The organism is Sporolactobacillus terrae (assembly GCF_019930545.1).
Classification (GTDB): Bacteria; Bacillota; Bacilli; order Bacillales; family Sporolactobacillaceae; genus Sporolactobacillus; species Sporolactobacillus terrae.
Map to the genome: position 1 here is coordinate 2,925,133 of NZ_CP082837.1, position 18,096 is coordinate 2,943,228.

The following is an 18,096-nucleotide window of genomic DNA, read 5'->3' on the forward strand; positions in this document are numbered from 1 at the left end:
GTGGGTCAAAAAATTAATCCTGTCGGATTTCGAATCGGAGTCATTCGTGACTGGGAATCCAAATGGTATGCTGATAAAGAATATGCGGAATATCTTCACGAAGATATCAAGATCCGTAACTATATCGAAGAAAAGCTGAAGGACGCTTCGGTTTCCGGTATCGAGCTGGAACGTGCGGCAAATCGGATTAATGTAACCATTAAGACGGCGAAACCGGGTATGGTCATCGGTAAAGGCGGTTCTGAAGTCGAAGCGCTGCGTAAAGCACTGAACCAACTGACTGGCAAACGCGTTCACGTAAATATTTTTGAAATCAAACAAGCAGACCTTGACGCAAAGCTTGTTGCTGAAAACATTGCTCGTCAACTTGAAAGCCGTATCTCTTGGAGACGTGCTCAAAAACAGACGCTGCAAAGAGCAATGCGTGCAGGTGCAAAGGGTATTAAGACACAATGTGCCGGCCGCCTTGGTGGCGCGGATATGGCACGTACAGAGGACTATAGCGAAGGCACTGTTCCGCTTCACACTTTGCGTGCCGACATCGATTATGGAACAGCGGAAGCTGATACCACTTACGGTAAAATTGGTGTTAAAGTATGGATTTATCGCGGAGAAGTCCTTCCGACGAAAGGAACGACTAAGAAGGAAGGAGGCAAATAATTATGTTAATGCCTAAACGTACAAAGTATCGTAGACAGCACCGTGGTAGAATGCGCGGCCAAACAAAGGGCGGCGCTACGGTAACCTTCGGTGAATACGGACTGCAGGCGCTGGATTCCGCTTGGGTCTCCAGTCGCCAGATTGAAGCCGCTCGTATTGCAATGACACGTTTTATGAAACGTGGCGGAAAAGTTTGGATCAAAATTTTCCCTCAAAAATCATACACAAAGAAACCTCTTGATGTCCGCATGGGTTCCGGTAAAGGTGCTCCAGAAGGATGGGTTGCAGTAGTATTGCCAGGCCGTGTACTTTTTGAAGTCGGCGGTGTTAGTGAAGAAGTGGCAAGTGAAGCATTGCGTCTCGCTAGCCATAAATTGCCTATTAAAACGAAAATCGTGAAACGTGAAGAAGTGGGTGGTGACGCAAATGAAGGCTGAGGATATCCGTAACTTGACCACTGCTGAAGTTGAAGAAAACGTGAAGTCTTTAAAAGAAGAATTGTTTAATCTGCGTTTCCAGCTCGCAACCGGACAATTGGAAAATCCGGCTCGCATCCGTGCGGTCCGCAAGTCCATTGCTCGTGCAAAAACGATTTTGCGTGAACGTGAATTGAACGTTCAAAACGGCTGAGAAGGAGGTTATCGTAAATGGCAGAGGAAAATCGTAGCAATGCTCGTAAAGTTTTGGTCGGCCGTGTTGTTTCAGACAAAATGGAAAAGACCATTACGGTGCTCGTTGAGACGTATAAGAACGACCGTCTCTATGGAAAACACGTGAAGTATTCCAAGAGATTCAAAGCGCATGATGAAAATAATCAAGCAAAAGTCGGCGATATCGTAGAAATTGCTGAAACTCGCCCGCTTTCAAAAGATAAACGTTTTCGTCTCGTTAAAATTGTTGAGGAATCCGTTATTATCTGATCTGTCGGTAAGGACCGAAGATCGAAGGGAGGTTGCATTTTATGATTCAGCAAGAAAGTCGTTTGAAAGTTGCCGATAACTCGGGTGCACGTGAAGTCTTGACCATCAAGGTTTTGGGTGGCTCCGGACGCAAGACCGCAAATATCGGCGATGTCATCGTTGCTTCGGTTAAACAAGCAACACCAGGTGGCGTTGTTAAGAAAGGCGAAATTGTTCGCGCTGTCGTAGTTCGTACGAAACACGGTGTTCGCCGCAGCGATGGTTCATACATTCGTTTTGACGAAAATGCCGTTGTTCTTGTGAAAGAAGACAAGAGCCCGCGCGGTACACGTATCTTTGGACCGGTTGCTCGCGAACTGCGTGACGGTCAATTCATGAAAATCGTCTCTCTCGCACCGGAAGTACTGTAATTTCGAAAGGTTAGGAAAAGGAGGTGGCATTTAACATGGCAAAATTGCATGTGAAAAAGGGCGATAAGGTTCAAGTTATTGCTGGGAAAGACAAAGGCAAACAAGGCGTGATCCTTGCAGCATATCCGGCTAAGGAACGTGTGCTTGTTGAAGGTGTAAACATCGTTAAAAAGCATTCCAAGCCAAGCCAAGCAGCTCCGCAAGGCGGTATCCTCGAACACGAGGCGCCAGTTCACGTATCAAATGTTATGCTGCTTGATCCAAAAACAAATGAACCTACACGTGTAGGTCATCAAATAGTCGACGGAAAAAAAGTACGTGTTTCTAAAAAATCAGGCGAAGTCATCGACTGATCCGTTTGTCTGTGAAAGGAGGTAAACACATGAGCCGTTTTAAAGAAAAATATGATCAGGAAGTCGTTCCTGCTCTTATGGAAAAATTCAATTACACATCTGTAATGCAGGTGCCGGCAATCAAAAAGGTTGTCATTAACATGGGTGTCGGCGAAGCCGTTCACAATTCAAAAGCACTCGATAGTGCCGTTGAAGATTTGACTGCGCTGTCCGGTCAGAAACCGGTAATCACTCGTGCAAAGAAATCAATTGCTGCGTTCAAGCTTCGCGAAGGTGTAGCAATCGGTGCAAAAGTTACGCTGAGAAAAGACCGCATGTTTGATTTTCTTGACAAGCTGGTTACGGTTGCGCTCCCGCGTGTACGTGACTTCCGCGGTGTTTCGAAGAAAGCTTTTGATGGCCGTGGCAACTATACGCTTGGTATCCGCGAACAATTGATTTTCCCTGAAATTGACTATGATAAAGTCGATAAAGTACGCGGTATGGACATCGTCATTGTAACGTCTGCCAACACTGATGAAGAAGCTGCAGAATTGCTTACATTGCTCGGTATGCCGTTCGTTAAAAAATAATCGTAAGGAGGATATGAATTTTGGCAAAAAAATCAATGCTTGTTTCTTCACATCGCCCAAAAAAATTCAAAGTGCAGGAATACACACGCTGTGAACGCTGCGGACGTCCTCATTCGGTTCTTAGGAAATTCAAATTATGCAGAATTTGTTTTCGCGAACTTGCCTATAAAGGACAAATCCCGGGTGTTAAAAAAGCTAGCTGGTAAAATTTTAAGTGATAGGGAAGGAGGTCGATTTGCATGGTCATGACAGATCCGATCGCAGATATGCTGACTCGCATTCGTAACGCCAATATTGTTCGTCATGAACAAATCGAGCTGCCAGGATCCAGAATCAAGAAGGAAATTGCTGAAATCCTGAAACGTGAAGGATTCATCAAGGACGTTGAATACATCGAAGACAACAAACAGGGTGTACTTCGACTGATTCTGAAATACGGTGGCAATAAAGAACGTGTAATCACCGGTTTAAAGAGAATCAGCAAGCCGGGCCTTCGCGTTTATGCGAAAGCCGATGAAGTACCTCGCGTACTTGGCGGGCTTGGTATTGCACTTGTATCAACATCGAAAGGTGTTATTACAGATAAAGAAGCACGTCAGCAAAACGTTGGCGGCGAAGTTCTCGCATACGTTTGGTAATTAGTAAAGAAGAATGGAGGTGTCCTCATGTCTCGTATAGGATTGAGACCTACCGCTGTTCCTGAAGGTGTGACTGTTACAATTGACGGTCAGAAGGTAACGGTAAAAGGTCCTAAGGGCGAATTATCACGTGAATTTCATCAAGATATGATCATTAAGCAAGAAAACAATGAAATCCGAGTTGAACGACCGACTGATTCGAATAAGCATCGCGCGCTTCACGGCACGACGAGCAGTTTGATCAGCAACATGGTTGAAGGTGTGACAAAAGGCTTCACTAAGAAACTGGAACTTGTCGGTGTCGGCTATCGTGCCAACAAACAAGGCAAGAACTTGGTACTTAATGTCGGCTACTCTCACCCGGTAGAAATCGTTCCTGAAGAAGGAATTGAATTGTCTGTTGAAGGCAATAACAAGGTTTCTGTTGCAGGAATCGACAAGCAACGTGTCGGTGAAGTTGCTGCCAATATTCGTTCCGTACGTTCCCCTGAACCGTACAAGGGCAAGGGTATTCGTTATGAAGGCGAAAAGGTTCGTCGTAAGGAAGGTAAAACTGGTAAGTAATTTCATTCCATTTTCACGAGAAAGGAGCGGTAGACTCTATGATCACAAAAAAAGACAAGAACGCGCTGCGTAAGAAAAGACATCTTCATGTGCGCCACCGCATTGTGGGCACTACAGAACGTCCGCGTTTAAATGTTTTTCGTTCTTCCAAGAATATATATGCACAATTAATTGATGATTCAAAGGGTGTAACGATTGTTTCCTCTTCATCAATTGACAAAGCATTTGATCTTGAAAAAGGCAGCGATGTTGCGGCAGCAAAAAAAGTTGGCGCACTGATCGGTGAACGTGCCCTGGAAAAAGGAATCAAAGCGGTAGTTTTCGACCGCAGCGGTTATATCTATCACGGACGTGTTAAGGCTGTTGCTGAAGGCGCCCGAGAAGCAGGACTCGAATTTTAACATTAAGGAGGGGAATCCATGGCAAACAATGATCGCAACAAATCAGAATTTGAAGAACGTGTTGTTGCAATTAACCGCGTAGCGAAAGTAGTCAAAGGTGGACGTCGTTTCCGCTTTTCCGCACTGGTTGTTGTCGGCGACAAAAAAGGTAATGTAGGTTATGGTCAGGGCAAGGCTCACGAAGTTCCTGAAGCCATTCGCAAAGCGATTGAGGATGCAAAGAAGAATGTATTTAATGTTCCGATCGTAAACACGACTATTCCTCATCAAGTAACGGGTCAGGCAGGAGCAGGTAGCGTTCTGCTGAAACCGGCATCTGAAGGTACCGGAATCATCGCTGGCGGTCCTGTCCGCGCCGTGCTCGAACTGTCAGGCTTGGGCGATATTCTCTCGAAGTCTCTCGGATCGAACAATCCGATTAACATGGTTCGTGCAACGGTTGAAGGCCTGCAAAGTCTGAAGCGTGCAGAGCACGTGGCAAAACTGCGCGGCAAATCAGTAGAAGAGCTGCTCGGATAAGGAGGGAACAAGATTGGCTAAAAAATTGGAAATCACCCTCAAACGCAGTGTGATCGGACGTCCTGAATCACAACGCGTTACGGTAAAAACGCTTGGTCTCAAGAAGACTTACCAAACCGTTGTTCAGGATGATAACCCTGCAATTCGCGGCATGATCAACAAGGTTTCCCACTTGCTCGCTGTTCGCGAAATTAATGAATGATTGATAACGATTTTGAGAATAAGGAGGTGCCAAGATGAAACTCCATGAATTGAAACCAGCTGAAGGATCTCGGTTTGCTCGCAAAAGAGTAGGGCGCGGCTACGGTTCAGGACTTGGCAAAACATCTGGTCGAGGACAAAAAGGACAGAAATCACGCTCAGGCGGTAGAGTACGTCTCGGATTTGAAGGCGGACAGATGCCATTGCTGCAGAAACTGCCGAAGAAAGGATTTAAGAATCCGACGCGCAAGATTTACGCAATTGTTAACGTTGAAAAGCTGAATCAGTTTGAAAACGGAACGGAGATTACTCCGGAATTGCTGCTCCAAAAACGTGTCATCCGCAAACTGAATGATGGCATTAAAGTTTTGGGTGAAGGCAAGCTTGAATCGAAACTGACGGTTAAAGCGCATAAATTTTCTGCTTCTGCTAAAGAAGCGATTGAAGCAGCCGGCGGAAACATTGAGGTGATCTGATGTTTCAAGTGCTTTCCAGCATGTGGCGAGAAGCCGACATTCGCCGAAAAATAGTATTCACATTGCTTATGCTCATTATATTTCGGATCGGGACATTCATTCCTGTTCCCGAAATTAATACGGAGCTGATCAATATCAGCGATTCAAGTGCTTTCGGTTTGTTCAACACCTTTGGCGGCGGCGCCTTGGAGAACTTCTCAATCTTTTCCATGGGGATTATGCCTTATATCACTGCATCCATTATTGTGCAGCTTCTGCAAATGGATGTCGTGCCAAAGCTTACCGAATGGTCGAAACAAGGTGAAATGGGAAGACGCAAGCTGAATCAGCTGACAAGGTACGGAACGATTGTTTTAGGATTCATCGAAGCACTCGGACTTTCCTACACGTTCAGTAACAATTACCAGGGGCTGGTTAGTAATCCAACCCTCTGGACCTTTCTGATCATTGCATTGGTACTGACAACGGGTACGGCGTTTCTCGTATGGCTGGGTGATCAAATTACGGCTTACGGTGTGGGTAATGGTATTTCCATTATTATCTTTGCAGGGATTATTGCACGAATCCCGACAGCGGTCAGCCAGATTTACGCTCAGCGGTTTGCTTCGTCAACCAACACATTTTTGGAAGTACTTGGATTGCTGGCCATTGTTGCAGTTGTTTTGCTGATTGTAGTTGGAACCATCTTCGTTCAGCAAGGGATGCGAAAGATTCCGATTCAATATGCGAAACGGACAATTGGCTCGAAAACCTATAGTGCACAACCGGCGCATTTACCGATTAAGGTGAATGCGGCGGGCGTCATCCCGGTAATCTTTGCCATATCCCTGATGATTACACCGCCGACGATTGCTCGTTTCTTCCCCGAGAATAACGTGACCACGTGGATTATCCGCGTGTTCGACTATTCAACGGTATATGGAATGATTATCTATGCGGCATTAATCATTGCCTTTACTTACTTCTATACATTCGTACAGGTCAATCCTGAAAAAATGGCTAAGAATCTTGGCGAGCAAGGCGGCTACATTCCGGGAATTCGGCCGGGAAAGAGTACGGAGAAATTCATTACGAAGATTCTCTACCGCCTAACCTTCCTAGGGGCCCTTTTCCTTACGGTCATTTCGCTTCTACCGATTGTTTTCGGTGAAATCGGCAGCCTTCCGCAAAGTGCAAGAATTGGCGGAACAAGCTTGCTGATCGTTGTCGGGGTTGCTCTTGATACGATGAAACGTATTGAAAGTCAGTTGGTAAAGAAAAACTATCAAGGCTTTATCAGAAAAAGGTAAAGGTTACTTGTGGTGAATGAGTCAGGAGGAATGACGATGAATTTGATTTTAATGGGACTTCCGGGTGCCGGTAAGGGCACACAGGCAGAACGGATTGTTGATAAGTTCGGTTATCCTCATATCTCAACCGGTGACATGTTTCGCGCGGCAATTAAAGGCGGTACGCCATTAGGAAAAAAAGCAAAATCCTTTATTGATCAAGGAGCGCTTGTTCCTGATGAAGTAACGATCGGCATTGTCAACGAACGTTTATCCGAAAAAGATACGGCAAAGGGTTTTCTGCTTGACGGATTTCCGCGTACCGTTGAACAAGCAGAAGCGCTTGATCAAATGATGGCGGATAAAGGACAAAAGATTGATGCAGTCCTTTACATCCGTGTTGATCCTGAAAAACTAATGGCTCGTCTGACGGGCCGCCGTATCTGTTCCGATTGCGGCGCAACCTACCATTTGGTTTTCAACCCACCGGCAAAAGAAGGGGTTTGCGACAAATGCGGCGGCGCTTTGAAGCAGCGGGCGGATGACAATGCGGCGACCGTTCATGAACGGTTGCAGGTCAATATGAAGCAGCAGCAACCGCTGCTTGATTTCTATGAAGCAAAAGGATCCTTGAAAACAATCAACGGAGATCAGGAGATCAACGACGTATTCCAAGAAGTAGCGGCGATCCTCGGCGAACTTGCCAAGTGATCACGAGGAAGACGATTGATGAAGTGGACAGGATTCGCATTGCAGGAAAAATAGTCGGCCATACGCTGGAATGCTTGCGGCGGGCTATTTGTCCCGGCATATCGACGATTGAACTCGATGCGCTGGCAGAGCGCTTGATAAGGGATGCGGGAGCTGAACCGTCATTCAAGGGATATGATGGTTATTTAAACAGTATCTGCACATCCGTCAACGATCAGTTGGCTCACGGTATTCCTGGTTCCTATGTTCTGCAGGACGGAGACATAATCAGTATCGATATCGGTGCCAAGTATGAAGACTTTCATGCAGACTCCGCCTGGACTTTTCCTGTGGGTATGCCGTCTGATGCGGCTCGAAAACTTCTGGAAACGACGGAAGAATCGCTCAATTTGGGAATAGCCGAAGCAAAGCCGGGCTCCCGGTTGTCGAATATCTCCCACGCGATTCAAAGATGTGCCAAGTCAAAAGGATTTTCCGTCGTACGTGAATTGACCGGTCATGGGGTTGGACGTGAACTTCATGAGGACCCAGATATTCCAAATTATGGGCGGCCCGGCCGAGGTCCGGTACTCGAACCCGGCATGGTGCTCGCGATTGAACCGCTGATTAATGAAGGCAGCCGTAAAATTTGGATGGTCGAAGATGATGATTGGACGCTGATGACCCAGGATGGCAAGAACTGTGCTCATTTTGAGCATACCATCGTAATTACGGAAAATGGAAATGAAATCTTGACAAAGCAATAAGTGAAGGTGATGATTGATGGGTAGTGATCAAACCCCCTTACCTGTTCTCGGTCAGCTCGCACGCGTGCTGAAGGGAAAAGAATCGGGTTCTTATTTTGTTATTGTGCGGCTTATCGATCATCGTTTCGTTGAAATTGCAGATGGTGACAAGAGAAAGTTTGACAATGCAAAGAAGAAGAACATCAGCCATCTCGAACTTCAATCATATATATCTGTCGAAGTACAGAAAAGTCTGCGCGAGATCGGGCGTGTGACAAATGGAAAGCTGCGTTTTGCCATCGCTCATTATTTAGATGGAGAAATCAGTAACAATAGGAAGGGTGAGTCAGCCGATGGCTAAAGAAGACGTCATTGAAGTTGAAGGCACCGTGATCGAACCACTGCCAAACGCAATGTTTCGTGTAGAATTGGAAAACGGCCATAAGATTTTAGCTCATGTTTCCGGTAAAATCCGTATGCATTTTATTCGCATTTTACCGGGAGATAAGGTAACGATCGAGTTGTCGCCATATGATGTGTCACGTGGCCGCATTACGTTCAGGCATAAATAATTCTCTGCGGTGCAAGAAGGAGGGTTCAATAATGAAGGTAAGACCATCTGTCAAAAAGATGTGTGAAAAGTGCAAGATTGTCCGCCGTAAAGGTGTTGTCATGGTGATTTGTGAAAATCCAAAACATAAACAAAGACAAGGTTAAGAAGGAGGTGCTCTGACGCATGGCTCGTATTGCAGGGATTGATATTCCAAGAGACAAACGCGTGGTCATTTCGCTGACTTACATTTATGGTGTCGGCTTGACTACTGCAAAGAAGATCTTGGCTGAGGCAAATGTTTCTGAAGATACACGTGTTCGCGATTTAACGGAAGAAGAACAAACACGCATCCGCGAAGTAGTCGACCACTACCGGGTCGAAGGTGACCTTCGCCGCGAAGTTTCGCTCAACATCAAACGACTCATTGAAATTGGTTCATATAGAGGGATTCGCCACCGCAGAGGACTGCCGGTTCGCGGTCAAAATACGAAAAACAACTCACGTACGCGCAAGGGTCCTAAGCGTACGATCGCTGGGAAAAAGAAATAAGTAAAGGAGGGTTAAACATTTATGGCTAAAGCACAACAACGTACGCGCAAGCGCAGGATTAAAAGAAATGTTGAGAACGGGGTGGCACACATCCGTTCAACATTCAATAACACGATTGTGACGATTACCGATCCGCACGGTAATGCCATTGCTTGGGCAAGTGCAGGCGGTCTTGGTTTCAAAGGCTCTAGAAAGTCAACGCCCTTTGCGGCACAAACTGCAGCAGAAGCTGCGGGCAAAAGTGCGCTGGACAGCGGCATGAAGACCATTGAAGTTTCTGTTAAAGGACCGGGCGCAGGTCGTGAAGCAGCAATTCGCGCACTTCAGGCAGTAGGCCTTGAAGTGACCGCAATCCGCGACGTTACCCCGGTACCGCATAACGGCTGCCGTCCTCCAAAACGTCGCCGCGTTTGATTGTATAGCTCGCTATTAATCTGTTAATAATGCAACTATAAATAAACGTGTACACCGAACTGAGAAGCACCAATGCTCATGAAGCGTCCATTCGTTTCGGAAAGCGTGTGCTGCACGAAGTATCGACGTCTTAAAGGAGGGTTCTTTGTTAATGATTGAGATCGAAAAGCCAAAGATCGACACGGTTGAAATAGCAGACGATGGAAGCTATGGCAAGTTTGTTGTTGAACCGCTCGAACGCGGATACGGCACGACTCTGGGGAATTCTTTACGTCGAATTTTACTTTCATCCCTCCCAGGCGCGGCTGTAACGACGGTACAGTTTGATACTGTGCTTCATGAATTTTCCACCATTGAAGGCGTTGTGGAAGATGTTACGGCGATCATCTTGAATATTAAAAAGCTCTGCTTGAAAATCTATTCAGATGAAGACAAGACATTGGAAATTGACGTTCAGAGACCGGGGAAAGTGACGGCTGCTGATATTATCCATGACAGTGACGTGGAAATATTAAATCCTGAATTGGAAATTGCGACACTTGATGAAGGTGCTCATTTTCACCTGCGAATGATTGCCAAGAAGGGCCGCGGCTATGTTCCTGCTGAAGGAAACAAATCCGAGGATCTTCCAATTGCCGTAATTCCTATTGATTCGATTTACACGCCAATTACGCGTGTAAATTATCAAGTGGAAAAAACCAGAGTTGGTCAGTTTGCTAATTTCGACAAACTAACGATCGATGTTTGGACCGATGGAAGCATTCGTCCTGAAGAAGCAGTTTCTCTGGGTGCCAAAATTCTGACCGAACATCTGAATATCTTCGTCGGACTGACTGATCAAGCGCAAAAAGCGGAGATCATGATCGAAAAAGAAGAAGATAAGAAGGAAAAAGTGCTTGAAATGACGATTGAAGAGCTGGATCTTTCCGTACGTTCTTACAATTGCCTGAAACGCGCTGGAATCAATACCGTTCAAGAACTGACCCAAAAGAGTGAAGAAGACATGATGAAGGTTCGTAATCTTGGACGCAAATCTCTTGAAGAAGTTGAAGAAAAGCTCCAGGATCTTGGTCTCGGACTAAGAATTGAAGAGTAACTCGTAAATAGACAAGGGATTATTTTTCTTTTTTGCGCAAAAAAGAAAGATTGAAGACAAGCAATAAAGGGGGTAAAAAGTAAATGGCATATGCAAAATTAGGCCGGGATTCAGCTGCGAGGAAGGCGCTGTTCCGCGATCTAGCGACCGACTTGATTATTAACGAACGTATTCAGACCACGCATTCCAAAGCCAAGGCGCTTCGCCCGATCGTTGAGAAAATGATTACGCTCGCGAAACGCGGCGACTTGCATGCACGTCGTCAGGCAGCAGCCTTCATTCGCAATGAAGTTGCTGATCAAGAAGCAGGTAAGAATGCAGTTCAGAAACTGTTTGATGAAGTTGCAGAACGCTATGCAGAACGTCAGGGCGGCTATACACGCATCCTGAAAGTTGGCCCGCGCAAAGGCGATGGTGCTGAATTGGCAATCATCGAGCTGGTTAAATAATCAAGCACTTCCAGAGGCAGAAAGCCGGGTTCTAAAGAACTTGGATTTCTGCTTTTTTTTACAGGTAAAGATCGTTTATGATCCTGCCTTGCTGGTATAACGATTAGTGTTATTACATCAATAAGTCAGTTTGTGAGACGCGTAAGCGCTCTGGCGCCTGCAGGAGAGCAGGCCAAGGGAGACCCCGCAGATTCCTGCCTGTCTGAGGAGGCTCCTGGACTGCCCGCGGCAAGTGAGCGACTGCAGGACTATGAAAAAGTTACTCATTTAAAAATGAGCGCATGTCCTTTATACTTATTTTCAATAGTGTTTTTCTTGATCATATGAGCTGAGATGAGAAAGAGAGCAGCTTGATTGCGTGCAGTAGCCTGCAGATATGGCTGCGGCAGAGAGGAGTGGAGGCAAGTACATGGAAAAAATCATTGACGTGCATGATCTATCCTATCACTATGCAGAAGAACAACCCGATGTATTGAAAAAAATCAATTTCACCGTGAACAAAGGCGAGTGGCTGTCGATTGTCGGACATAATGGTTCTGGAAAGTCGACCTTAGCGAAATGTTTGAACGGCTTGATTCTCCCACAAAAGGGAACCGTTAAGGTCGCTGGGTTACTCACCTCCGATGAAGAAAAGATATGGGCAATTCGTCGCGCTGTAGGTATGGTCTTTCAAAATCCGGATAATCAGTTCGTCGGAGCAACCGTCCAAGATGATGTTGCCTTTGGCATGGAGAATCATGGACTGCCGCGTGATGTCATGAAAAAGAGGTTGGTGGAAGCGCTGGATCTCGTCAAAATGTCGGCGTTTGCTCAAAGTGAGCCGCATCGGCTTTCCGGGGGGCAAAAGCAGCGGGTAGCGATTGCCGGTATTGTTGCGCTTCAGCCGCTGATCATTATCATGGATGAAGCCACATCAATGCTTGACCCTGAGGGAAGAAAAGAAATTATAAAGACGGTGCGTGCGCTGAATAAAGAGCAGCATCTAACCGTTATTTCGATTACTCATGATTTGGAAGAAGCGATTCACTCGGATCGATTGCTGGTCATGAGCGATGGGGAAATGATTCGCGAAGGGACGCCGCGGGAAATCTTTAAATCAACAGAACTGCTGCACAAAGTCGGGCTCGATTTGCCGTTTGCGATTAAAATGCGCAATGCGCTGCGTGCTAAAGGTGTACCATTATCGGACACTGCATTATTTCAGGAAGAGTTGGTGGATGAACTATGGACATTACATTCGAACATGTGACCCACGTCTACGGCAGCAAGACACCGTTTGAGAAACTGGCGCTTGATGACGTCAGTCTGCATATCCCGTCCGGTTCGTTCACCTCAATTATTGGTCATACCGGTTCCGGAAAATCGACATTGGTGCAGCATATCAACGGTTTGTTGAAGCCTTCCAAGGGGACAATAACCGTTGGTGATGTTGTGATTAAAGCAGGCGCAAAGAAGCAGGACTTGAAATCATTGCGAGAGAAGGTCGGCTTTGTCTTCCAGTACCCGGAGCATCAGCTTTTTGAAGAAACGATTATCAAAGATGTATGTTTTGGTCCGATGAATTTCGGTATTTCAGAATCCGAAGCGATCAAACGGGCTGAAGAGAGTCTGCAGATGGTTGGTCTGCCTGCTTCATTATGGCATCGATCGCCGTTTGACTTGAGCGGCGGTCAAATGAGACGGGTGGCCATTGCCGGTGTTTTGGCGGTTCGTCCGCAAGCGGTCATTTTGGACGAACCGACAGCAGGACTCGATCCTAAAGGGCGTCAAGAAATTCTTGGCCTATTTAAATCGCTGCATGAGCGCCAGCATCTTACCATTATCATGGTGACGCATAGCATGGATGATGCAGCCGTTTTATCCGATCAAGTGGTTGCGATGAAGGGCGGCAAGCCGCTGATCATCGGTACGCCGAAAGATGTCTTTATTCAGAAAGAAAAGCTTCGGGCAGCCGGGCTTGATCTTCCGGAGACAATGACTTTTTTAAACAAGCTGCTGGAGAGAGCCGGCGAAGCGAGAACGATTCCTGCGTTTACCATTGACGAAGCGGCAGATGCAGTGGTTAACCTGTTAAATGGGGTGAGAGACCATGTTTAATCTTGTTATCGGCCAGTACGTGCCGGCAGATTCATATATTCATCGCCTTGATCCTCGCTCGAAGCTGATTAGCGTCTTTCTCTTTGTCATTATTGTATTCTTGGCGAACAATTGGGTCACGAACGCATTAATGGTGCTTTTTTGCTTTTTAGGGATTGCTTTGTCACGGCTAAATGTCTCGTTTATTTATAGAGGGCTGCGTTCTGTTTTTATTATTGTGCTGATTACTTTTCTTTTAAATTTATTTTTGTCCTCCGGAGGGACCGTACTCTTCAGCTGGGGGTTTCTGCGTGTGACTTCGGCAGGATTGCTCCAATCGATCTTTATCGCGATTCGCATCTTAGTCATCATCGTTGTTACCACCCTATTGACGCTTACCACATCGCCAATCGAAATTACCGATGGCATGGAAAGCCTGCTTAATCCATTGAAGAAGATCAAAGTGCCGGTCCATGAATTTGCGCTGATGATGTCGATCTCGCTGCGCTTTATTCCGACGCTGCTTGAAGAAACGGAGAAAATCATCAAAGCGCAGTCGGCAAGGGGCTCTGATTTTACGTCAGGCTCTTTGAAAAGCCGAGTGAAGGCGATTGTGCCGCTGCTTGTGCCGCTCTTTGTCGGAGCGTTTAAACGTGCGGAGGACTTGGCAATGGCGATGGAAGCGCGGGGCTATCATGGCGATTTCGGACGTACGAAGCTGCACCAGTTGAAATGGGACTGGCGGGATACACTGCTTTTGGCTGCAGTTCTGCTACTGGCTGTTTTGTTAATTCTTGCAAGATATTGAGTGATGGGTGATTGAATGACCAAGATCAAATGTACCGTTGCTTACGACGGATCGCAATTTCATGGCTATCAGGTGCAGCCGCAGAAGCGGACGGTTCAGCGAGAGATTCAGGCTGCACTGGCACGGATGCATCAAGGCAGCACGACCAAAATTGTTGCGTCAGGACGAACCGATGCCGGCGTACATGCCTATGGGCAAGTGTTTCATTTTGAATCCCCGCTCAGGATACCACTTGAGCGCTGGCCGATGGCCTTAAACAGTCTGCTTCCTGACGATATTTATGTGCGTCATGCTGAAGCCGTACCGGAAACCTTCCATGCCCGTTATGATGTGAAGCAGAAGGAGTATCGCTATCGGTTGCTGACGCGGCCGGAACCCGATCTGTTTCGCAGAGCCTACACCGCGCATGTGGCGCAGCCGCTTGATCTGGAAGCGATGAATCAAGCGGCCGAAGTGATTGTCGGAACCCATGATTTCTCCTGCTTCTGTGCTGCAAACACGGATGTGAAGGATAAAGTGCGTACGATTTTTCATTTATCGGTGCGGCAAGAAAAAGATGATGAAACAGTCATTCGTGTGGTGGGCAGTGGTTTTCTGTATCAGATGGTACGGATCATCACCGGCACCTTGCTCGATGTCGGGAAACATCAAATGGCACCGGAACGCATTGCCGAGATTATTGCCGGCGGCGACCGTCAGGCTGCATCGGCTACAGCACCGCCGCAAGGTCTGACCCTGTGGAAGGTCACTTATTAGTGCATGGAATCGAGCAGATAAATCAAAATTCACCGGACCGCATGCAAAGTGCTGTGCGTGCTTGACATTAGAAGCCAGGTATTATATTATATACTTCGGCATTTCTAATTTGACCACTATTAGCCCCAAAAATATTGGCTCAAATAGATAAATGAAACGGTGAGAGAGGAAACTCTCAAATCAAGTGCGGTTGTGGGTCGCACTTGAACAATGAAAATGGAATTGTTCGAGGAGGAAAATAAAGTGCGTACAACTTATATGGCCAATGCGGCTACAGTTGAGCGCAAATGGCTCGTTGTTGACGCTGAAGGTCAAACGCTCGGCCGCTTAGCAAGTGAAGTGGCAGCCATTCTGCGTGGGAAAACAAAACCAACGTTTACACCTCATGTTGATTGTGGCGATCATGTCATCATCATCAATGCGGAAAAGATCGAATTAACCGGCAAGAAATTGCTGTCAAAAAAATACATTCACCACACCGGTTTCCCGGGCGGTATCAAAGCACGTTCTGCGCAAGATATGCGTGCAACCCGTGCTCGCGCAATGCTCGAACGGACGATCAAAGGCATGCTGCCGCACAACAGACTCGGACGTCAAATGTTTACGAAACTGCATGTTTATGAAGGCGGGCAACATCCGCACGCCGCACAAAAACCAGAAGCTTACGAGCTTCGCGGTTGATCAGGGAGGGAAAATAAATCATGGCACAAGTACAATACTATGGCACCGGACGTCGTAAAAGCTCCGTCGCTCGTGTACGTCTCGTACCTGGCGAAGGAAAAGTAGTTATCAACGGTCGTAGCGACGCTGAATTCTTTAATCTCGAAACACTGCGCACGATTCTAAAGCAACCGCTCGTTGCAACAGAAACTGAAGGCAGATATGATGTTCTCGTTAACGTTGAAGGCGGCGGCTTCACAGGCCAAGCCGGCGCAATCCGTCACGGAGTTGCCCGCGCCCTGCTGGAAGCTGATCCGGAATACCGCGCTGTTCTCAAAAAAGCCGGTTTCCTGACACGTGACCCAAGAATGAAAGAACGTAAGAAATACGGACTCAAAGGCGCACGTCGCGCACCACAGTTCTCAAAACGCTGATCTATCAACGTTTCAAGCCCCTTTTCGAGCAATCGAAAGGGGCTTTTTTGATGCTTAAAAATGGGTTTGTGACTACATTTTGACCATATTTATTTTGATTTTGCATTTTTCATGTAGTCCTCGTACTTTCCTGCTTCTTCAATTTTCACTTTTTTGGCTACATGAGTGTAAATGTTCATTGTGGTTTCCATGCGTGCAGTTCCACCACAATTTGTAGAAGCACTTAGTAGAGCAAACATGCCGAAATTAGGCGTTAAGAAATACAAGTAGGCTGAGTCAGGGTAAGATAAGCCAAAGCTGCTCACTCTCCGCCGAAAGAAAAACAAAGTGAGCTACCCCATCCAAGCGATGATGAACGTTGTCCAGAGTATATTTAGGATAACGGCAAAAAAACCAACGGCCATAACCCATCCGTCAATAATACGTTCGAGGACTGTTAATTCTCTTTCTGTTTTTACATCAATAAAGAATAAAATAAGTGCTGCTGCTGAACACAAATAGGAGAGTACGGCGCCGATCCAATACCAGAACATGCCGTGTTCAGCCGACCAATAGGCCATCATTTGGAATGAGTAGCCAAAATAACAAGCCAAAGCCGTTGTCAATCCGAGCAGTAACGTTAGCCGATAGCGCTTCACAGTGAAGGCTCCCTTCTTAAATGATCCGGTTTATGGCGCTTTGTACATCAAAGCCGGCTTTTCAAGGGGTTTTTTCTTTCTTATCCGGAGAAACAAATCCTTTCTATAGCTCAATTGAATCCCCTCATATTTGGTTAGGTTTTTTGGTGTGGTTGTCGTAAGGCGCTGGAACGATAATGAATTGATTTCATGAGGTGAAAAATATTGTGGATCGGCCATGGTGCAGCCAAGCTAAAGAATACGTGCCGCTGTAGTACTCACAGTATACCTTATAAAAAACCCCTGCGCGAGCTGTGCAGGGGCTGCATTTATTAGTGTTGGAGTTCAGGTTCTTTCTTTGTTCCGTTATTGGCAACAAGTTTCATGATTAGGCGGGCAATGGTTTTATGCTCGTTTTCATCGGCGACGCTCCATAGATCCGAGAGCAGCCGCTCCTGTTCATTTTTCGGATCAACATGATCAGAAAGGTATCCGCCGATTTTTGTTGCAAACTCATTGATGACCTCTGAATTTACACCGACGCTTTCTGCTTGATGCATGCGGTCAGCTAGGAAATCCTTCCAATGATCCCAGTTACTCAATAGAGACATGACCCAACCTCCTTTTTTAAATGCATGCTTAGGTTTGCCGACTAAATTTTTCTTATTCATGCTTCATTTTCTTCCATGTCGGTGGTTTTCCATCACTTTCCGAGCGGTTAAAAACGGCATGGAAAAAGCTGTTACGGTTGAGCGGCGACGTCTTGCCGGATGATAAAGAAGGAAAGGAGGAGAACTGATTTGGGTGTTGTCATGGATTTTAGAGAGAAATTGCGTCATAAGCAGGTTGTGTCGGAACGGCGTGCGCTTCAGGATTTATCTTTTTCAAAAATTGAGGAGGCTGTCCAGCGTTATTTTGAGAAATATCTTGTCCAGATCCCGGCTGCCGGTGCAGCGGGAAAAGAAATGTGCGCAGAATATGCATTGGAAAGCTTTTTGTTAGGCTCTTCAATGGGGCGTTTCGGCTTTTACGGGGAAGAAAAAATTGATGTCTTCAAACGATGCAAGGTTGAATTTTATGGGTTGTTTGATGACTTTTATGATTTTTGGCTTTTCTGGGGGACGGATCAACCGTTGCTTGATGACTTGCAGGACGCAAGCCGCAACTATTTGTTTCATTGGTGGTCCGAAGGCTATGATGCCTCGCTGAAACGATGGCGGCTTAAGCTTCATTAATTCCCGCATAATTGCAGGCTTTGTCCAATAT

General features: G+C 46.3%; 33 protein-coding genes. 31 read left to right on the top strand and 2 right to left on the bottom strand.

The features are described 5' to 3' along the window. The 30 genes from rpsC (at window position 1) to rpsI (ending at window position 16,213) form a co-directional block, all read left to right on the top strand. The gene (gene rpsC / locus K7399_RS13955) at window positions 1-660 is read left to right on the top strand and encodes a 30S ribosomal protein S3 (RefSeq protein ID WP_010024552.1); all 660 of its coding nucleotides are present in this window, start codon (window positions 1-3) and stop codon (window positions 658-660) included. Window positions 661-662: 2 nt separating this feature from the next. Continuing rightward, window positions 663-1,097 (top strand): 50S ribosomal protein L16, encoded by a 435-nt coding sequence (rplP, locus tag K7399_RS13960; protein ID WP_010024553.1) that lies wholly within the window; start codon window positions 663-665, stop codon window positions 1,095-1,097. Then, window positions 1,087-1,290: a 50S ribosomal protein L29 gene (rpmC, locus tag K7399_RS13965; RefSeq protein WP_028977344.1), complete on the top strand. Its 204-nt coding sequence runs from the start codon at window positions 1,087-1,089 to the stop codon at window positions 1,288-1,290. Before rplP ends, rpmC begins: the two co-directional genes overlap by 11 nt. A 17-nt stretch (window positions 1,291-1,307) precedes the next feature. Beyond that, on the top strand, window positions 1,308-1,580 hold the full coding sequence (gene rpsQ, locus K7399_RS13970) for a 30S ribosomal protein S17 (RefSeq protein WP_028977345.1): 273 nt from the start codon (window positions 1,308-1,310) through the stop codon (window positions 1,578-1,580). 41 nt (window positions 1,581-1,621) lie between these two features. Next, entirely contained in the window at window positions 1,622-1,990 is a 369-nt protein-coding gene (gene rplN / locus K7399_RS13975; protein WP_028977346.1) for a 50S ribosomal protein L14, read from the top strand. A 44-nt stretch (window positions 1,991-2,034) separates the two neighbouring features. Next, complete coding sequence (rplX, locus tag K7399_RS13980; RefSeq protein WP_028977347.1) at window positions 2,035-2,343, top strand: 50S ribosomal protein L24; 309 nt, start codon at window positions 2,035-2,037, stop codon at window positions 2,341-2,343. 29 nt (window positions 2,344-2,372) lie between these two features. Further along, window positions 2,373-2,915 carry a 50S ribosomal protein L5 gene (gene rplE, locus K7399_RS13985; protein WP_028977348.1) on the top strand — a complete coding sequence of 181 codons (543 nt, stop codon included), beginning with the start codon at window positions 2,373-2,375 and terminating at the stop codon, window positions 2,913-2,915. Between the two features lie 20 nt (window positions 2,916-2,935). Beyond that, the gene (locus tag K7399_RS13990) at window positions 2,936-3,121 is read left to right on the top strand and encodes a type Z 30S ribosomal protein S14 (protein WP_010024562.1); all 186 of its coding nucleotides are present in this window, start codon (window positions 2,936-2,938) and stop codon (window positions 3,119-3,121) included. Between the two features lie 33 nt (window positions 3,122-3,154). Further along, the gene (gene rpsH, locus K7399_RS13995; RefSeq protein ID WP_028977349.1) at window positions 3,155-3,553 is read left to right on the top strand and encodes a 30S ribosomal protein S8; all 399 of its coding nucleotides are present in this window, start codon (window positions 3,155-3,157) and stop codon (window positions 3,551-3,553) included. A gap of 27 nt (window positions 3,554-3,580) precedes the next feature. Continuing rightward, the gene (gene rplF, locus K7399_RS14000; RefSeq protein ID WP_028977350.1) at window positions 3,581-4,117 is read left to right on the top strand and encodes a 50S ribosomal protein L6; all 537 of its coding nucleotides are present in this window, start codon (window positions 3,581-3,583) and stop codon (window positions 4,115-4,117) included. Window positions 4,118-4,155: 38 nt separating this feature from the next. Next, window positions 4,156-4,518, top strand: coding sequence for a 50S ribosomal protein L18 (gene rplR / locus K7399_RS14005; RefSeq protein WP_028983394.1), 363 nt, complete (start codon window positions 4,156-4,158; stop codon window positions 4,516-4,518). An 18-nt stretch (window positions 4,519-4,536) separates the two neighbouring features. Continuing rightward, window positions 4,537-5,037: a 30S ribosomal protein S5 gene (gene rpsE, locus K7399_RS14010; protein ID WP_028977352.1), complete on the top strand. Its 501-nt coding sequence runs from the start codon at window positions 4,537-4,539 to the stop codon at window positions 5,035-5,037. A gap of 13 nt (window positions 5,038-5,050) precedes the next feature. Then, the gene (gene rpmD, locus K7399_RS14015) at window positions 5,051-5,239 is read left to right on the top strand and encodes a 50S ribosomal protein L30 (RefSeq protein WP_028977353.1); all 189 of its coding nucleotides are present in this window, start codon (window positions 5,051-5,053) and stop codon (window positions 5,237-5,239) included. 34 nt (window positions 5,240-5,273) lie between these two features. Beyond that, complete coding sequence (gene rplO / locus K7399_RS14020) at window positions 5,274-5,714, top strand: 50S ribosomal protein L15 (protein ID WP_028977354.1); 441 nt, start codon at window positions 5,274-5,276, stop codon at window positions 5,712-5,714. Continuing rightward, window positions 5,714-7,003 carry a preprotein translocase subunit SecY gene (secY, locus tag K7399_RS14025; RefSeq protein ID WP_028977355.1) on the top strand — a complete coding sequence of 430 codons (1,290 nt, stop codon included), beginning with the start codon at window positions 5,714-5,716 and terminating at the stop codon, window positions 7,001-7,003. Before rplO ends, secY begins: the two co-directional genes overlap by 1 nt. 36 nt (window positions 7,004-7,039) lie before the next feature. Beyond that, the gene (locus K7399_RS14030) at window positions 7,040-7,693 is read left to right on the top strand and encodes an adenylate kinase (protein WP_028977356.1); all 654 of its coding nucleotides are present in this window, start codon (window positions 7,040-7,042) and stop codon (window positions 7,691-7,693) included. Then, window positions 7,690-8,439: a type I methionyl aminopeptidase gene (gene map, locus K7399_RS14035; RefSeq protein WP_128165937.1), complete on the top strand. Its 750-nt coding sequence runs from the start codon at window positions 7,690-7,692 to the stop codon at window positions 8,437-8,439. Before K7399_RS14030 ends, map begins: the two co-directional genes overlap by 4 nt. Window positions 8,440-8,455: 16 nt before the next feature. Next, on the top strand, window positions 8,456-8,779 hold the full coding sequence (locus K7399_RS14040) for a KOW domain-containing RNA-binding protein (protein ID WP_010024575.1): 324 nt from the start codon (window positions 8,456-8,458) through the stop codon (window positions 8,777-8,779). After that, complete coding sequence (gene infA, locus K7399_RS14045) at window positions 8,772-8,990, top strand: translation initiation factor IF-1 (protein ID WP_028977358.1); 219 nt, start codon at window positions 8,772-8,774, stop codon at window positions 8,988-8,990. The genes K7399_RS14040 and infA overlap by 8 nt, the downstream gene beginning before the upstream one ends. A gap of 31 nt (window positions 8,991-9,021) precedes the next feature. After that, window positions 9,022-9,135 (top strand): 50S ribosomal protein L36, encoded by a 114-nt coding sequence (rpmJ, locus tag K7399_RS14050; RefSeq protein ID WP_010024581.1) that lies wholly within the window; start codon window positions 9,022-9,024, stop codon window positions 9,133-9,135. Between the two features lie 19 nt (window positions 9,136-9,154). Then, entirely contained in the window at window positions 9,155-9,520 is a 366-nt protein-coding gene (gene rpsM / locus K7399_RS14055) for a 30S ribosomal protein S13 (protein ID WP_028977359.1), read from the top strand. A gap of 21 nt (window positions 9,521-9,541) precedes the next feature. Beyond that, on the top strand, window positions 9,542-9,934 hold the full coding sequence (gene rpsK / locus K7399_RS14060; protein ID WP_028977360.1) for a 30S ribosomal protein S11: 393 nt from the start codon (window positions 9,542-9,544) through the stop codon (window positions 9,932-9,934). 151 nt (window positions 9,935-10,085) lie between these two features. Then, window positions 10,086-11,030, top strand: a complete 945-nt coding sequence (locus tag K7399_RS14065) for a DNA-directed RNA polymerase subunit alpha (RefSeq protein ID WP_128165938.1) — start codon at window positions 10,086-10,088, stop codon at window positions 11,028-11,030. 83 nt (window positions 11,031-11,113) lie between these two features. Next, window positions 11,114-11,479 (top strand): 50S ribosomal protein L17, encoded by a 366-nt coding sequence (gene rplQ / locus K7399_RS14070; RefSeq protein ID WP_028977362.1) that lies wholly within the window; start codon window positions 11,114-11,116, stop codon window positions 11,477-11,479. Window positions 11,480-11,888: 409 nt separating this feature from the next. Beyond that, on the top strand, window positions 11,889-12,728 hold the full coding sequence (locus K7399_RS14075; protein WP_028977363.1) for an energy-coupling factor ABC transporter ATP-binding protein: 840 nt from the start codon (window positions 11,889-11,891) through the stop codon (window positions 12,726-12,728). Continuing rightward, window positions 12,704-13,576 (top strand): energy-coupling factor transporter ATPase, encoded by an 873-nt coding sequence (locus tag K7399_RS14080; protein WP_028983399.1) that lies wholly within the window; start codon window positions 12,704-12,706, stop codon window positions 13,574-13,576. The genes K7399_RS14075 and K7399_RS14080 overlap by 25 nt, the downstream gene beginning before the upstream one ends. Further along, window positions 13,569-14,363: an energy-coupling factor transporter transmembrane component T family protein gene (locus K7399_RS14085; protein WP_028977365.1), complete on the top strand. Its 795-nt coding sequence runs from the start codon at window positions 13,569-13,571 to the stop codon at window positions 14,361-14,363. Before K7399_RS14080 ends, K7399_RS14085 begins: the two co-directional genes overlap by 8 nt. A gap of 15 nt (window positions 14,364-14,378) precedes the next feature. Further along, entirely contained in the window at window positions 14,379-15,119 is a 741-nt protein-coding gene (gene truA / locus K7399_RS14090) for a tRNA pseudouridine(38-40) synthase TruA (RefSeq protein ID WP_128165939.1), read from the top strand. Window positions 15,120-15,362: 243 nt separating this feature from the next. After that, on the top strand, window positions 15,363-15,800 hold the full coding sequence (gene rplM, locus K7399_RS14095) for a 50S ribosomal protein L13 (RefSeq protein ID WP_028977367.1): 438 nt from the start codon (window positions 15,363-15,365) through the stop codon (window positions 15,798-15,800). A gap of 20 nt (window positions 15,801-15,820) precedes the next feature. After that, entirely contained in the window at window positions 15,821-16,213 is a 393-nt protein-coding gene (gene rpsI, locus K7399_RS14100; RefSeq protein ID WP_010025254.1) for a 30S ribosomal protein S9, read from the top strand. 332 nt (window positions 16,214-16,545) lie between these two features. Here rpsI and K7399_RS14105 read toward each other — a convergent pair whose 3' ends face one another. Together K7399_RS14105 and K7399_RS14110 are read right to left on the bottom strand one after the other, a co-directional pair. Then, entirely contained in the window at window positions 16,546-16,851 is a 306-nt protein-coding gene (locus K7399_RS14105; RefSeq protein ID WP_128165940.1) for a hypothetical protein, read from the bottom strand. Between the two features lie 311 nt (window positions 16,852-17,162). Next, window positions 17,163-17,441, bottom strand: coding sequence for a DUF3243 domain-containing protein (locus K7399_RS14110; RefSeq protein WP_028977369.1), 279 nt, complete (start codon window positions 17,439-17,441; stop codon window positions 17,163-17,165). Between the two features lie 189 nt (window positions 17,442-17,630). On the opposite strand from K7399_RS14110, the gene K7399_RS14115 reads away from it, so the two are divergent. Then, the gene (locus K7399_RS14115; protein WP_028977370.1) at window positions 17,631-18,065 is read left to right on the top strand and encodes a DUF2521 family protein; all 435 of its coding nucleotides are present in this window, start codon (window positions 17,631-17,633) and stop codon (window positions 18,063-18,065) included. The last annotated feature ends 31 nt before the right edge of the window (window positions 18,066-18,096 follow it).